The following is a 15,562-nucleotide window of genomic DNA, read 5'->3' as shown; positions in this document are numbered from 1 at the left end:
GAAGTCAAATGTCAATTAAATGGTGCAAAATAGGGTTATTTAATTGATAGTAAAAATTGGAAATTTGAGATTTATCGAAAAATAATTAAGTATAAATATGGGAAAATCCTAATAGTTAATATGGGGAAAATGTATTGCCGGAATTTATTTTAGATTTTACAGAAGTTTGAAATTAGGTAATGGGAAGTTATAATACTGTAGGTTGGGTTAAACGGTAGTGCAACCCAACAAAATCAGATATCGTGTTAGGTTTATCCTGCAAATAACCGCCCTAAAAATTTTCAACCCAAGCTACTAAATGTAAAATATTGCTTTAAATTTAGCAATAATTGAGTACTTCCACCTGATAATTGTAAGCTGACTACTGATAACTGAGTGCCAATTTATAATGAAACCATACCAGAAAATTAAAATCCAAGAATGTCACGAACCACTCATCCCAATTCCCTTAGAAAAATTTGCCATTGAATCACCCCATCCCTATCAAAAATTAGGCGCACCTTATCATTTATCTCCAGCAAATTCACCTTATTTTTTACGTCAAAAAGTATTAGATCGTTTGATGGCAGCTCAAACCAAACTACAACAAAAATATCCCAATTGGCACATCCAAATATTTGATGCTTATCGCCCCATTGCTGTACAAAAATTTATGGTAGATTACACTTTTGTAGAAACAGTAAAAGCTGAAGGTTTAACATTAGATAGTCCGGAGCTGACAGAAGCAAAACGTCAAGAAATTTTAGAGTTAGTTTATCAGTTTTGGGCGGCTCCTAGTCTAGACCCTGCTACCCCACCATCTCATAGCACTGGTGCTGCTGTGGATGTAACTTTAGTGGATGCTAATGGCAAAACTGTTGATATGGGTTCTCCTATTGATGAGTTGTCTCCCCGCTCTTATCCGAATCATTTTTTGGATAGCAAAAATGAGGATGCTCAGAAATATCATCAACATCGACAGTTATTGGCAGAAGTGATGTTATCGGTGGGGTTTAAGCAACATCAACATGAATGGTGGCATTTTTCTCTGGGCGACCAGATGTGGGCTTGGTTGACAAGTCAGGAGAATGGTGGAAGTGAGGTTGTGGCGCGGTATGGACGAGTAAATTGAAACAGTTATCAGTTATCAGGGGTATGCTGTGGGATTCAAATTTGATTCAGCGCCGTATGGGAGAACCAGAACATGGTATACTGAAAAAGACAGGGGGAGGACATCACCTCTGTATAAACTGCAACTCCTTTGCGGGTTGAAGAATCCAGCGTTGTCGCTCAAGCGCAACGTCAGGAGTATGTCAAATAACATCTAAAATTATTATAAGCTGTAACATTTTGATATTGAAAAGTTACAGCTTATATAAAAGTATATTCAGAAAAATAACTTGTTTATGGGTGTTGAAAATCAAAGATTATCTCCGCTTCGATGGTATAAATTATCGACCCAGATCGCTCCACAAAGAAGCTGGATGGGGAATAACATTAGATTCAACTTGAGGGGTTTGTTCAGATGATTGAGTTAGATAAACACGGGTTGCACTATAACTAACAATGAACATAGAAAATGCTACCAAAAATGTCACCACAACTCGATCTAAAGCAGATATATTATCTAAGTGCTGAGAGTTTTGAGAGTTCATAGAACTAAGTCTCCTCAATTCCTTACTTTTTCATTATCTCAGATATTTTTGTATTAACAGATACTTTTAATAAAAATTTATCTTTAAGGTTCTGGGAACTGACCAATTTGTAGGGGCAATGCAACTTGCTCTGTTAAAGATACTGGAAGGTCTGCTTTATGGGAAATGATTCCGTGACCGACTCCAGTTATTAGTCCTAAGATGGCGGGCAATACAAAAGAAGCGAAGTTGTTCATTGATGATTATTGGGACAATTTCATTTATATTATCTCAAGACTGCTATGTTTAATTCTGTAACAAAATTTACATTTTAGTTAAACTTTGTTAAGCAATCTAGTACAATTTTCCAATTACAGCGCTTTTCATTTAAGTAGACCACAAAATTATTTTTGGGTAGGGAGTAGGTAGGGACGTTGTATGCAACGTCTGTACAAAGTAGAAAAATGCTTTTGGGTTGCCCATATAACTGCAGATATGAAAAAAGCTATAGAAGTAATTCAATCAGTAGCTGAGACCAAATCCGGGTATAAAAGAAAAGGAGACTTATTTTATCCACAAATCCTATATATAGCATAGGCTACAACTTTTAAAAGTACCCTCTTGCTAAGGCGGATTTGGTATGAAACAATGCAAAGTGAAGTTGAATGGCAAAATAGTTTTATTGAGTCTACAAAAGTTTTGGGAGTAGATGAAGTTTCCCGTAGTGGAATATTGATTCGAGTATGGATAAAAACACCTCCATTAAAATTAAAACCGTGGGGATTGGGAGGTTAATTTCATTTGCGAGTCAAACAAGCGTTCGATCGCGAAGGTATGAGTATTGGTGTATCGTGGCGATCGCTATCTGTGAAAAATTTATCTAATTTTACTAATTAAAAACAAGATGGTAAAACTTATTCATCTGTGAATTAATACAGCAGTTTTCGAGTTGATCGGGTAAAAAGTTTTATACTTTTAGGGAACAGGAAATAGGTAACAGGAAATAGAGAACAAGAAATGAAGAAAAATTATAGATTAGTCTGAAACTGTACCTCATCCTGAAATTTGCTGTATATAATAACGAAGCTATCAGCTTTCTTCTTTTTTTTGTTGTTCTATCGACGTTTATATCTGACTCCAATGTACCTAATGGAACAGGTATTCTGCGAAGATTTTAAAATAAATGCTATGTCTTGATAGTTTTTTCAACACATATAGCAGGGAACAAGTTGCTTAGGACATAGACCGATCGTAAACCCCAGGTAGGGAAATGTTTTTTCCCTATTCCCTGTTCCCTGTTCCCTGTTCCCTGTTCCCTGTTCCCTATTCCCTATTCCCTATTCCCTATTCCCTATTCCCTATTCCCTATTCCCTGTTATCGCATTGATTATAATTACTTTAATATTAATAAAATTTTGGAGTAGAAGGTGCAATGAAAAGACTAAAAGTCATATTTTTGGGAATTTATATTTGGGTAGGGATACTGCTGATGCAACCTTATTTAAAGGCTAATTCTACCTCGCCAGAAAATTTTTCTACCTTTAGAGAATGGTGTTTAAATCAAACAAATATTTCTCCCTCTTCTCAATATACAGTTAAAACTCTCTTGCAAAAAGCCAGAACGAATGACTGTATTGAAGCAGACAAAAAACTTTCTAGTCTTTCTGCTCTCTCCCTCAATAATAATTATATTGTAAATCTTGCTCCTGTATCCAGCCTGAAAAATATCACAAAACTATCCCTAAATGCTAATCAAATTCAAGAATTATCCCCTCTATCTAACCTTCCTAATTTAACTCATTTATTTCTCGATAGTAATAAAATTGAAGATATTTCTGAATTGTCTAAACTAACTAATTTAACTGAACTCGAACTCAACGATAATAGAATAAGAAATATATCTCCTCTATCTGATTTAACTAAATTAACTCATCTGAGTCTAATTTTTAATCAAATTGAAAATGTATCTTCTCTATCCAATTTAACAACATTAACTGAACTAAATATCGGAGTTAATCGTGTTATAAATATTAAACCCCTAGCAAATTTAACCAATTTAACTCGCCTATATCTTAACGATAATCAACTCAGAAAAATTGCGCCCTTATCTAACTTAACTAACCTCACTAATTTGTATTTGTATCGCAATCAAATTAGTGACATTTCTTCTCTTTCTAACCTCACTAATCTAACTTATCTTAATCTGAGCGATAATTACATTACTGAAGTTTCCAACCTTTCTCGTTTAAGGAATCTGAAAATTCTGATTCTGGTTTTCAATCAAATTCAAAAAATTGATTCTTTATCAACTTTGACAAATCTTAGTTTTCTAGATTTAAGTCGTAACAGAATTACAGACATTAATTCTCTTTCAACTTTAATTAAATTAGATGTATTGAATTTGCGAAATAACCCAGTTGCTAGAATTTGCCCCGTCCAACCAGAATCAATTTGTCGTTTTTAAAAGAAGGAAGAGGGAAGAGGGAAAAAGGAAGAGCAAAGGGGGAAGAGGGAAAATCTTACGTTTCAAGTTTTTTTTATTTTTTGAGCTGCTTCTTGCAGAGTCAAATTATTAGCTGATTCTTGATATAACGCTTGTATTGAACAGCTTAAAAATAGAGTCTAGTTTGCCTTTTAACTACTAATTTAAAGCATAAACATAACTTAATGCCCTTAATTGACTAAAATTTCAAATAAGATATATAATTAGGTAAAGATTACTCTTAAATATCAGGAATAATTATGTGGCCTAAATGTATAAACAATCTATCTCCTATCCAGGGCAACTTTAGCGAAGAAATGCCAAAGTTGTTGAAGGTTGCTTTCAACGAAAAGGGGATATTTAATGAAGGTGAAATGTTTATGCCTATTCGTATAGTTAATATTTTAGGTAGTTGCAGTACAGTGATGTATCTTGACTGTCCTAATATTCCTGAACACCATTTGTATCATACTGAAGGACGTAAAGAAGCTCTAGATTATCATATAGGAAGATATTACTGGTTTGATTTTGATATTCTAAGAATAGATGGATTATTGTTGCCCCTAAGAATGGTTTTTAATGAAGGTGATGCTGATTGTAATGATGGTTTTTGGGGGGTTGTTTTCGATCGCAATACAGAAGAGATTATTTCTAATATTATCAGTAGTGGTGATTGCGAAACAACGGTAGAAGCAATCTCAAAGCAATACATAAATATGTGTGAATCTCAGGAAATTGTAATTCCTAAAATTTTTGATAATATTGATAGGGGTGGTCTTTTAGATGATATTATACCTGCTAAGGATTTAAAGTTAGAGAAAATTATACGTTTAGCGATTCAGTTTTTCTATGAATGGAAGTCACATTACAAATCCTATATAATCGACAGATAGCGATAATTATATAATCAATCTATATGAAGAGAAATGATGGTATAAAATTCATAGATGACGATGATGAAGTAGAGGATTAATTTAATTGAAAAATTGCCCGATAAAACAAAATATTCGGCAGTCTCAATTGAAAGAGGCATTCAACTTTAATCTGTTATTATTATTTGACTATTTGTATCAGTTTTACTAAGCAGTAAAAATTAACCCACAGTAATTCAGAGTAAAATAAAATAATTCTGTTTTACTATAAGTTTTTCCAGAAATATCCTAATTTTAATTATCTTTTTCTTTTGGGTTTAATACTCCGCCGTCTACACAGTGTTTACAATTGCTTGAGGTTTGAGTTCTCATCTACTCTTTCCTTCTTCCTTCTTCCTTCTTCTCAAGTTTCTTGGATTTTTTGAGCTGCTCCTTGCAGAGTAAAATTATTAGCTGATTTTCGATATAACCCCTGTATTGAATAGCTTAAAAATAGACTCTAGTTTGTCTTTTAACTACTAATTTAAAGCATAAAATAACTTAATGTACTTGGTTGACTAAAATTTCAAATAACATATATAATTAGGTAAAGATTACTCTTAAATATCAGGAATAATTATGTGGCCAACCTGTATAAATAAGCTATCTCCATTTAAAGGCAACTTTAGCGAAGAAATACCAGAGTTGTTGAAGGTTGCTTTCAACGAAAAAGGGATATTTAATGAAGATGAAATGTTTATGCCTGTTCGTATAGTTAATATTTTAGGTCGTTGCAGTACAGCGATGTATCTTGACTGCCCTAATATCCCTGAACACCATTTGTATCACGCCGAAGGATATGAAAACGATCCAGATTATGATACAGGAAGATACTACTGGTTTGATTTTGATATTGTAGGAATGGATGAATTATTGTTGCCTCTAAGAATAGTTATTAATATAGGTGATGCTGATTGTAATGATGGTTTTTGGGGAGTTGTTTGGGAGCGTAATACAGAAGAGATTATTGCCAATATTATTAGTAGTGGTGATATGGAAACAACTATAGAAGCAATCTCAAAACAACACATAAATATGTATGAGTATCAGAAAATTTTAATTCCTACAATTTTCGATAAAACTGATTCTATAAGTGATGAAATTATAATTGCTAACAATACAAAAATAGAAAAAATTCTGCGTTTTGTGACTAAATTTTGTATAGAGTTGATATATTACAACCAAGAAAAGAACTGGATAGAATCAATACATTACGAGGAAGAAGAGGAGAGATCAGGACTAATAGCGATAGATTATGAATTAATAGATGACGATGATGAAGTAGAGGATTAACTTAATTGAAAAATTGCCTGCTCGAACGAAATAGTCGGCAATCTCAATTGAAACGGAAATTCAACTTTAATCTGTTATTATTAGACATCTCCAGAAAAAAGGGAGTAGGGAGTAAGGAGTAGGAGAAAAGAATTGATAATTTCTGTGCAATAATTGATTTGATTTATTATTATGGGAGATGTCTATTGTGTGACTATCTGTATCCTTTTTACTAAGTAGTAAAAATTCAGTCAAAATAACTCAGAGCAAAATAAAATAATTCTGTTTTTCTATAAAAATTCCCCGAAATATCCTAATTTTAATTATCTTTTTATTTTGGGTTTAATACCAAGCGTGATAAATGTGTGCTACAAATAGCTAGGGTATTTCTTAGGAGTCAGGAGTCAGGAGTCAGCGAGTCAGAATGAATGGCTTCAATACGATTTTTTAGGTCATAAATTCTCTTTTTTGTCAAAGGGACATTTCTTGCAAAATCTTTCAGTCGCGTCAGCGGAAGGGAGTTCTATCGCACTTATTATTCGTAATATTCTTTTTTCAAATTGGTATAATACCCCGCTGTCTACACAGTGTTTACAATTGGTTGGGGTTTGAGTCCCCATCCATTTTTTCCTTTTTTTCTTCTTCCTTCTTCCTTCTTCCTTCTTTCTTCTTCAAGGGGATTTTTTGTTTCCTATTCCCTACTCAAATATTGAATTAAATAATCGGCTATTTTTTCACTACCACCAGGTTTACCCATCCTTTCAATACCATTCCGAATACAAGCTTCTAAATACTCCTTATCTGCCAAAGTTTCTTTTACTTTTTGAGCTGCTTCTTCCAGAATAAAATTATTAGCTGGCTGTTTACCAATAACCTGTACTGAACAACCTAAAAGTCTGGTTTGAGCTTCCGCAAACCGATAAGTAAATGAAGGACCTTCACCGGGAATAGTAATAACAGGTTTTCCTAATCCTACTGCTTGTTCAATTGCAGTTCCTGCCATCCCAATTACCAAATTTGATTGTTGTAAAATATCGGCAAAAGCATCCTCATAACAAATTACTTCTATCCCACATTCCTCAGTTAAAAATGTCAATTTGCCTGCTTGATATTGCCAATTTTGAAAATTAGTGATTCCTGCGGAATTCTCCACAAAGGCTTCTAATTCAGACATTAAAATAGGAACGGCAGCTACTCGAAACTGACAAACATTTTCTCCCATAACTTTAACAATTTCTCTTACCAATTTAAGTAACAAAGATAAATTTCTGCCAGCCTCCGGCAAACGAGAACCAGGTAAAATACCAATAGTAAATAATCCAGGTTTAAGCTGTAAATCTTTTCCTGTAGAAATTAAATTATCCATCACAGGCGTACCAACAAATTCTGCCTTCTTTATTCCTTGTCGGTTTAAATCTTTTGCAGTCAAAGCATCTCTAACAAAAACTTTTAAACATCTAGAATTATTCAGTAATTTTGGCAATATTAAACCCAAATTAATTCGACCTTCATAATAACTAGAATCAGCCGAAAGAAACACCACATAAGGCAACTTTGTCCAATAAGCGATCGCTGCTACTACAATATCTCCAGTAGCCATAACTAAATCGCAGTTTTTTGCAAATTTCCGAACTGTTTGTAACTGTCGCCAAGTTAAACTAATTAATCCCTGTCCTAAGTCTTTAAATAATAATAAAGGGTTCAGATAAAAAAAACCCCCTGATGGCATATTTGCTGTAGGGCCAATAATTGGTATTCCTAAATTTTTATAACTATTACCAGCACCAACAATAGGCATAGCTGATATAGTTGTATCTGAACAAATTTTTGTAAAAGCTTTAATAATTTGACAATTATGTGTATCTTCTCCGTGACCATTACTTAAAAACAGTATATTTTTTGTTTTCATAATTATTATTGAGACAAATATAAATTTTTTAAGTTTTCTAATTGTCAAAATTAAAGACAAGAAGGAATAATATCATGTCCGGTTGAATACTTAATAAATAACGACGGAGGAGTCAAGAGTCAGGAGTCAGGAGTCAGGAGGAAATAAAGAAGGAAAAGAAGAAGAAAGTTTTTGATCGCTAATTAAGCAGACATGATATAAGGTCAATTTCAAAAGATATAGCAATCAGGAATCAGATGTGAGAATTGAGGTTTTCCTTTGAAGTATAGAATATAGCAGTTATCTTATTCTTATGTATTAGTTTTTTTCTTCTTCCCTATTCCCTATCCCCTATTCCCTATTCCCTAAAACAAAAGTCTCCAAATATCTCACAACTAAAATCATATTGCTATATTTAAACCCCTTTTATCAAAAAAATAAAGTTAAAAGAAAATCACCTTATATCAGTTTATTTATCAAACTTAAAATTGTTAGAAGTAGTACTTATAATTTTCAAATAATTTTCAAATTATGGCACATTCAATCAATATACAACCTAATCCTCATGAATTACCTTCAGAGGAAGAAGAATCTTATGTTGACTATTATTATGACGATCCAGAAGATTTACCTGGAACTCTCGATTTAGAACCTGATGCTCCACCACCAGAAATTGCTCTAATAGATTATACAGAAAATATAGCTACCAGAATAAAAATAGTAAACCCAGAAGTTTGTATTCCCTACCTAAAATCAGAATCAGTTTCTTGGATTAATGTACTTGGTTTGGGCAATCAAACATCTTGGCAACAGATGGCAAAAGTATTTCAAATACATCCTCTGAGTGTTGGAGATATTGTTAATGTACCACAAAGACCTAAAGTTATACATGACAAAAATCAACTCATAATTATTGCCTGGATGGTAAGAATAAAATCAGATTCAGAACCATTTGAAAAAGAACAAGTCAGTATTATTTTAGGAGAAAAACATTTAATCACAGTCCAAGAAAATCCTGAATATGATTGTCTGAAACCTGTACGAGAAAGAATCAAAAATAATCGAGGAATTATTCGGAAACAAAAAGTAGATTATTTAGCTTATTCTCTAGTAGATACAATTATTGATGGATTTTTTCCTGTATTAGAAGAATATGGAGAACGGATAGAGATACTAGAAGATGAAGTAGTATTTAAACCAGACCGTCATACCATGCAAAAAATCTATAAACTGAGGCGAGAATTATTAACATTACGACGAACTATTTGGTCATCAAGAGAAGCAATGAATATTCTGATTCGAGATGGCAGTAATTTAATAAATCCTGATGTATTGGTTTATTTTAGAGATTGTTATGAACATACAATTCAACTCAGAGATATAGTAGAAACTTACAGAGATTTAGCTTCTGATTTAATGGATATTTATTTGTCCTCTGTAAATAATAAAATGAATGAAGTAATGAAGTTACTAACTGTTATCTCATCAATTTTTATTCCTTTAACTTTTATCGCCGGAATTTATGGGATGAATTTTGACCCTGCACAATCTCCTTGGAATATGCCAGAATTAGACTGGTATTATGGTTATCCTCTTTGCTTAGTCATAATGTTTTCTACTGCTATTAGTTTGATTTACTTTTTTTGGCGAAGAGGATGGTTTGAAAATCTTTCAACTACTATTGAAACAGAAGATTAGGAGATATTCACAGCCAATAATTTATTCATATTGTTTGAGCAATTAATTTTTGAGAATATACCAATGCCAAATAATTTGTAAAAAAGAGCGCGATATATAAAAATAAAAACTCTGAAGCTTTTACCCATATTATCTATTCCCTAGTCTCTATTTTCTGTTCCCTAAATTCCCAGATATTTTTACCGAAAAATTCTGGGTATGCACCTCACCTTTTCAGAGGATAAAAAAAGAGAAGATTCAAGATTTAAAACCTCCTTATTACAGAGGTACTGATAACTTTTAGCATAGCTCCGACCATAGGAAGCGTGCCTGATAACTGATAACTGAAATGACCCGCAACAGAAATCGGATTACTATAGACTGTTTGTGAGCTTGAAAATTGAAATATAGCCACAAGATAGATAGTAGTTAATAGTTTGAAAATCTTTCAACTACTATAGAAGTAGAAGATGAGGATACATTCATAGCCAATAATTTATTCATATTGTTTGAGCAATTAATTTTTGAGAATATACCAATGCCAAATGATTTGTAAAAAAGAGCGGGATATTTAACGAAGTCAGAAGTTAGAAGTCAGAAGTTATTTTTGTAACGGGGATGCGTGAGCAACTCTCCAAAAATATTGCGCCTTAAAATGCGGGGTTTTAAACCCATGTTATTTTGATAAAAACTCTGAAGCTTTTGTCCCTATTATCTATTCCCTGTTCCCTATTTTTTGTTCCCTAAATTTCCAGATATTTTTACCGATTAAGGGGATAAAAAACAGAATATTCCAGATTTAAAACCTCCTTATTACAGAGGTACTGATCACTGATAACTTATAACTGAAATGACCCGCAACAGAAATCGGATTGCTATAGACTGTTTGTGAGCTTTAAAGTTTAAATATAGCTACAAGATAGATAGTAGTTAATGGTTCAAAAATCTTTCAACTACTATTGAAACAGAAGATTAGGAGATATTCACAGCCAATAATTTATTCATATTGTTTGAGCAATGAATTTTTGAGAATATACCAATGCCAAATGATTTGTAAAAAAGAGCGCGATATATAAAAATAAAAACTCTGAAGCTTTTACCCATATTATCTATTCCCTAGTCTCTATTTTCTGTTCCCTAAATTCCCAGATATTTTTACCGAAAAATTCTGGGTATGCACCTCACTTTTTAAGGGGATAAAAAAAGAGAATATTCAAGATTTAAAACCTCCTTATTACAGAGGTACTGATAACTTTTAGCGTAGCTCCGACCATAGGAAGCGTGCCTGATAACTGATAACTGAAATGACCCGCAACAGAAATCGGATTGCTATAGACTGTTTGTGAGCTTTAAAGTTGAAATATAGCTACAAGATAGATAGTAGTTAATGGTTCAAAAATCTTTCAACTACTATAGAAGTAGAAGATGAGGATACATTCATAGCCAATAATTTATTCATATTGTTTGAGCAATGAATTTTTGATGATATACCAATGTCAAATTATTTGTAAAAAGAGTGGGATATATAAAAACTCTGAAACTTTTACCCCTAGTCTCTATTCCCTGTTCCCTAAATTCAAAGATATTTTTACCGAAAAATTCTGGGTATGCGCCTCACTTTTTCAGGGGATAAAAAAAGAGAATATTCCAGATTTAAAGCCTCCTGATTATAGAGGTACTGATCCCTGATAACTGATAACTGAAATGACCCGCAACTGAAATAGAATTGCTATAGATTTTTTTGAGCTTTAAAATTAAAATCTAGCCACAGGATAGATCAATGAATTTTTGATAATATAACCATCTCAAATGATTTGTAAAAAAGAGCGGGATATATAAAAACTCTGAAGCTTTTCCCCCTACTCTCTATTCCCTGTTCCCTAAATTCAAAGATATTTTTACCGAAAAATTCTAGGTATGCGCCGACCCTTTTAAGGGGATAAAAAAAGAATATTCTTTATGCAAGCTTCCTGATTGCAGAGATACTAATAACTGATAACTGAAATTACCTGCAACTGAAATTACCTGCAACTGAAATAGGATTGCTATAGACTGTTTTTTAGGTTGAAAATTGAAATGTAGCCACAAGATAGTAGGGATTAGAAAAATTAGAAAATAAGTAAAGTACGCTGCTACGTTAATCTTAGATGATTTGGAATTTAAGATATATGGCTAATAGACATCTCCAATAATAAAAAATTCAATCAATTATTGCACTCTTATTCATCAATAATTTTCCCCTACTCCCTACTCCCTGCTCCCTATTAATTGTTTCTATATTCATCACAATTATTCTGGGTAAAAAATTAACAATAGGCGATTTATATCAAATTCATTTCTAAGTTCCATAGAATAATATATTCAGGACTTACCCATTTTTCCGACAAAAACACTATATATACCATAGTGCTATAGTTTTTATCTACTATATATAGTGCATTTGCCTAAGTCCCGGTCTTAATCAGAGTTGATTGTAGCTCAAGATACACAAGTTAATCAATTTCATACAGATTTTTCCGACAAAAACACTATATATACCATAGTGCTATAGTTTTTATCTACTATATATAGTGCATTTGCCTAAGTCCCGGTCTTAATCAGACCTAAGACCTAAGACCTAAGACCTAAGACCTACCACCTAATTCTGTGTAGCCTCACATAAAATTGGTACTATTTGCTAACATATTGTAAATATAAGGATAAAGTAGGTGAGGCAGTTGCGGACTCAATATCTTGGGTCTGAGGAAAGTCCGGGCTCCCAAAAGACCAAGCTTGCTGGATAACGCCCAGTGCGAGCGATCGTGAGGATAGTGCCACAGAAAAATACCGCCCTGGAGATGAGATATTATTCAAATCTCTGAGGTAAGGGTGCAAAGGTGTGGTAAGAGCGCACCAGCAGTATCGTGAGGTACTGGCTAGGTAAACCCCGGCGGGGAGCAAGGTCGGAGGGGCAATGGTTGGTCTTTTTCCAGCTCCGTTTTTAAGTGTACCGCTAGAGGTGTCTGGTAACAGGCGTCCCAGATAGATAACTGCCCTCTTAGCTGGTTTCAGTTAAGGGAACAGAACCCGGCTTACTCCCTACTTTTTCCTTATTTTTTATCCTCAAGTAATTAACAATTAACACTGGCTTTGTTGCATGAAAGTAGCGTTCTGAACATCCATTCCGCAGCTATATAGCTATCTTTCGCGATTATCAAAATAATATGGGTCGCGCAACCCCGCCTTTTAAGGCGTAATATTTTTGGAGCTTTTCTCAAATCCCCTACTTCCCCTCCCCTCCAGGGAGGGGTTAGGGGTGGGTTGGGAGGGGAGGGGCGAGGGGTGGGTTAACTTCTGACTTCTGACTTCTGACTTCTGACTTCGTTAATGATGTTCTATTCATCTATTGTCCAATAGTTATTGCTCTGCCGATCAAAGCTAAAAGTATTTACAGGTAAAAGTTTCAGCCTTTTTCTGTCAAACATTAGTGTTCTATTCATCTATTGTCCAATAGTTATTGCTCTGCCGATCAAAGCTAAAAGTATTTACAGGTAAAAGTTTCAGCCTTTTTCTGTCAAACATTAATGTTCTATTCATCTATTGTCCAATAGTTATTGCTCTGCCGATCAAAGCTAAAAGTATTTACAGGTAAAAGTTTCAGCCTTTTTCTGTCAAACATTAATGTTCTATTCATCTATTGTCCAATAGTTACAGCAGTTTCCGCCCGTGATGAAGTAGATATGCGAAGCAAGTGCGGCAGCTATATACTTTCGTGCAACAAAGCCATTAACACTTATAAAAAATAATGAGAAAAAATGCCTGAATATTTAGCTGATAAAACTCCATCAACAGAACAATTAAATTCATGGATTGAAGATTTTCATACTAATGGTTTTTTAGTTATTCCCAATGTATTAACACCTGAAAAATGTGAACTTCTGAGAAATGACTTAGATGAAATTTTAAAGAAAACTGAAGAAGAAAAATCTGACAGGTCTAATCCAGTAGCAAAAGCTTACACATCAATCAAAATAATGGAGCGAATGTTTGAGCATTCCCAAGATAATCTAGACTTGTTTGCCATGGAACCCATTGTTACATTTGCAGAACATTTAATCGGTGGAGCAAATGGAACAGGTTACTCAAAAAATGATGGAATTCCTAATGCTAATGTTGTTCATGTTATCCACAACAATTCTTTTAAAGTTCCTCCTCAAACTGATGGATTAGCAAAAAATGCCTGGCATCAAGATGATACACCACACGTTCTTTCTCTTGATGGTAAACCCCTAAACAATATTCGCTTGAATGTTCTAGCATTTTCCGTTAATTATTACTTAACTGATGTATTTTCTCCAGACAACGGACCAACCCAAGTTATTCCAGCTTCACATCTGTTTGGTAAGTTTTGTGATGGCAATATTTTAGGATATGAAGATAAAATTCATAGTTGTCTTGGAGGAATGGGTACTGCAGTTTGTTTTAACAATCAAGTTTGGCATAGAGGTTCTAGAAATTCATCTTCTGTCACCCGGTACATTACACAAATTACCTATGGGAAAAGATTAGTTGGACATAAATATGCACCATTTATGAATTATCAAATGCCTAGTCATTGTTATGAAGAAGCAGATGAAAGATTGAAGCGAATTTTGGGATTTCTACCTCATGGTGCTTATGGTTAATTAGGGTTTGCTGAAAGGTCTTTTAGTAGGGGTAGGAGACAGGAGACAACCCACCCCTCGCCCCTCCCAACCCACCCCTAACCCCTCCCAGGAGGGGATGGGAAGACAGGATAAATGGGAATTTAGAGAAGGTAGAAGTAAGAATTGTACCTTGATTTTTCTTCCTAACTATGCGCCTAAAATACTAACTTTTTGAGTGTTTTAGACTGAAACAGATGCACTTGTTTCGCTCCTAAAAAGGCTAAAGTATTTATATGTCAATGCTTTTAGATTTAATCAGCAGAGCAATAATTAATTATAGAATTTACTTAGTATTAAGTTTTTTAGGCTTGAGAAATAATAATTACCTTCAAATGTCAGTTGAGTAATCTGGAATAGGGGCAATACAGGAAAAATATTGAAAAATACTCCCCTCTTTTTAAGATTAGAATCAGAAAATTTATTCCCTTAGACTGCTATGTCAGCTAGTACTAACTTTTGCATTCTGTGAAGCTTTAAATAGGGCTTGCTGATTAAATCTCAAAGTATTTACATATAAAGGTTTAAGCAATTTTTGGTCTTTAAAAAATACCTGGCTTTCTGCTCTTCATGCTCAAAAAGTTGGTATTTTGGGCACATAGTTGGGTAAAAAAAATCTCCCCTACTCCCCTACTCCTTGAAAAAGACTTTTTCAGCAAATCCTAAATAAATGCTGGTTTTTCCTATAATCTAATCTTTCCATCTATAAACCTCCTCAGTGGAAAACCACCAACTTTTTTTCATTCTGTGAAGCTCCAAAAAAATCAGCGCGTCAAATGATTTTTGGCTGCATTCTCGCAATTTTTGTGATATCATAAAGACTATAAGGGGTCGTTCGCCCCTACGCATGACTTTTTATTCAACTAAATTTCCATGCTCAGAGATAATAGAACATTCGTTGGTTTTTCCTATCATCTAATTTTTCCATCTATAAACCTCCTCAGTGGAAAATAACTAACTTTTTCATTCTGTGAAGCTCAAAAAAATCAGCGCGTCAAATGATTTTTGGCTGGATTCTCGCAATTTTTGTGATATCA

At 33.7% G+C, this 15,562-nt stretch carries 10 protein-coding genes and 1 other RNA gene; 8 read left to right on the top strand and 3 right to left on the bottom strand.

Going from position 1 to position 15,562, the window contains the following annotated elements:
* Window positions 1–388: 388 nt before the first annotated feature.
* Entirely contained in the window at window positions 389–1,111 is a 723-nt protein-coding gene (locus SAGCYANO_RS10150; protein ID WP_202219965.1) for a M15 family metallopeptidase, read from the top strand.
* A 319-nt stretch (window positions 1,112–1,430) separates the two neighbouring features.
* Here the strand turns inward: SAGCYANO_RS10150 and SAGCYANO_RS10145 are convergent, their stop codons facing one another.
* Both SAGCYANO_RS10145 and SAGCYANO_RS10140 read right to left on the bottom strand, forming a co-directional pair.
* The gene (locus SAGCYANO_RS10145) at window positions 1,431–1,634 is read right to left on the bottom strand and encodes a hypothetical protein (RefSeq protein WP_202219964.1); all 204 of its coding nucleotides are present in this window, start codon (window positions 1,632–1,634) and stop codon (window positions 1,431–1,433) included.
* A gap of 83 nt (window positions 1,635–1,717) precedes the next feature.
* Complete coding sequence (locus SAGCYANO_RS10140) at window positions 1,718–1,870, bottom strand: hypothetical protein (protein ID WP_202219963.1); 153 nt, start codon at window positions 1,868–1,870, stop codon at window positions 1,718–1,720.
* A 391-nt stretch (window positions 1,871–2,261) separates the two neighbouring features.
* Between SAGCYANO_RS10140 and SAGCYANO_RS10135 the strand changes: the two genes are divergently transcribed.
* From SAGCYANO_RS10135 to SAGCYANO_RS10120, 4 genes are all read left to right on the top strand, one after another.
* Complete coding sequence (locus SAGCYANO_RS10135) at window positions 2,262–2,408, top strand: hypothetical protein (RefSeq protein ID WP_202219962.1); 147 nt, start codon at window positions 2,262–2,264, stop codon at window positions 2,406–2,408.
* A 637-nt stretch (window positions 2,409–3,045) separates the two neighbouring features.
* Window positions 3,046–4,077, top strand: a complete 1,032-nt coding sequence (locus SAGCYANO_RS10130) for a leucine-rich repeat domain-containing protein (protein WP_202219961.1) — start codon at window positions 3,046–3,048, stop codon at window positions 4,075–4,077.
* Window positions 4,078–4,355: 278 nt separating this feature from the next.
* Window positions 4,356–4,988 (top strand): hypothetical protein, encoded by a 633-nt coding sequence (locus tag SAGCYANO_RS10125; RefSeq protein ID WP_202219960.1) that lies wholly within the window; start codon window positions 4,356–4,358, stop codon window positions 4,986–4,988.
* Window positions 4,989–5,585: 597 nt separating this feature from the next.
* Window positions 5,586–6,299 (top strand): hypothetical protein, encoded by a 714-nt coding sequence (locus SAGCYANO_RS10120; protein WP_202219959.1) that lies wholly within the window; start codon window positions 5,586–5,588, stop codon window positions 6,297–6,299.
* A 670-nt stretch (window positions 6,300–6,969) separates the two neighbouring features.
* Here the strand turns inward: SAGCYANO_RS10120 and SAGCYANO_RS10115 are convergent.
* On the bottom strand, window positions 6,970–8,187 hold the full coding sequence (locus SAGCYANO_RS10115) for a lipid-A-disaccharide synthase-related protein (protein ID WP_202219958.1): 1,218 nt from the start codon (window positions 8,185–8,187) through the stop codon (window positions 6,970–6,972).
* Between the two features lie 510 nt (window positions 8,188–8,697).
* Between SAGCYANO_RS10115 and corA the strand changes: the two genes are divergently transcribed.
* The 3 genes from corA (at window position 8,698) to SAGCYANO_RS10100 (ending at window position 14,507) form a co-directional block, all read left to right on the top strand.
* Window positions 8,698–9,864 carry a magnesium/cobalt transporter CorA gene (gene corA / locus SAGCYANO_RS10110; RefSeq protein WP_202219957.1) on the top strand — a complete coding sequence of 389 codons (1,167 nt, stop codon included), beginning with the start codon at window positions 8,698–8,700 and terminating at the stop codon, window positions 9,862–9,864.
* Window positions 9,865–12,543: 2,679 nt separating this feature from the next.
* An RNA gene (gene rnpB / locus SAGCYANO_RS10105) (RNase P RNA component class A) lies at window positions 12,544–12,933 on the top strand.
* Window positions 12,934–13,637: 704 nt separating this feature from the next.
* Window positions 13,638–14,507, top strand: a complete 870-nt coding sequence (locus SAGCYANO_RS10100) for a phytanoyl-CoA dioxygenase family protein (protein ID WP_202219956.1) — start codon at window positions 13,638–13,640, stop codon at window positions 14,505–14,507.
* The last annotated feature ends 1,055 nt before the right edge of the window (window positions 14,508–15,562 follow it).

It is taken from the genome of Okeania sp. KiyG1 (assembly GCF_014132355.1).
In the GTDB taxonomy this organism is placed as follows: Bacteria; Cyanobacteriota; Cyanobacteriia; order Cyanobacteriales; family Microcoleaceae; genus Okeania.
This window is presented reverse-complemented; position numbering and strand designations above follow the sequence as displayed.

What these genes read in the sequence shown, in the direction of transcription:
- SAGCYANO_RS10100 (WP_202219956.1), top strand. Translation starts at nt 13,638, where the DNA reads ATGCCTGAATATTTAGCTGATAAAACTCCATCAACAGAACAATTAAAT.
- SAGCYANO_RS10130 (WP_202219961.1), top strand. Translation starts at nt 3,046, where the DNA reads ATGAAAAGACTAAAAGTCATATTTTTGGGAATTTATATTTGGGTAGGG.
- corA (WP_202219957.1), top strand. Translation starts at nt 8,698, where the DNA reads ATGGCACATTCAATCAATATACAACCTAATCCTCATGAATTACCTTCA.
- SAGCYANO_RS10150 (WP_202219965.1), top strand. Translation starts at nt 389, where the DNA reads ATGAAACCATACCAGAAAATTAAAATCCAAGAATGTCACGAACCACTC.
- SAGCYANO_RS10115 (WP_202219958.1), bottom strand. Translation starts at nt 8,187, where the DNA reads ATGAAAACAAAAAATATACTGTTTTTAAGTAATGGTCACGGAGAAGAT.
- SAGCYANO_RS10140 (WP_202219963.1), bottom strand. Translation starts at nt 1,870, where the DNA reads ATGAACAACTTCGCTTCTTTTGTATTGCCCGCCATCTTAGGACTAATA.
- SAGCYANO_RS10135 (WP_202219962.1), top strand. Translation starts at nt 2,262, where the DNA reads ATGCAAAGTGAAGTTGAATGGCAAAATAGTTTTATTGAGTCTACAAAA.
- SAGCYANO_RS10125 (WP_202219960.1), top strand. Translation starts at nt 4,356, where the DNA reads ATGTGGCCTAAATGTATAAACAATCTATCTCCTATCCAGGGCAACTTT.
- SAGCYANO_RS10120 (WP_202219959.1), top strand. Translation starts at nt 5,586, where the DNA reads ATGTGGCCAACCTGTATAAATAAGCTATCTCCATTTAAAGGCAACTTT.
- SAGCYANO_RS10145 (WP_202219964.1), bottom strand. Translation starts at nt 1,634, where the DNA reads ATGAACTCTCAAAACTCTCAGCACTTAGATAATATATCTGCTTTAGAT.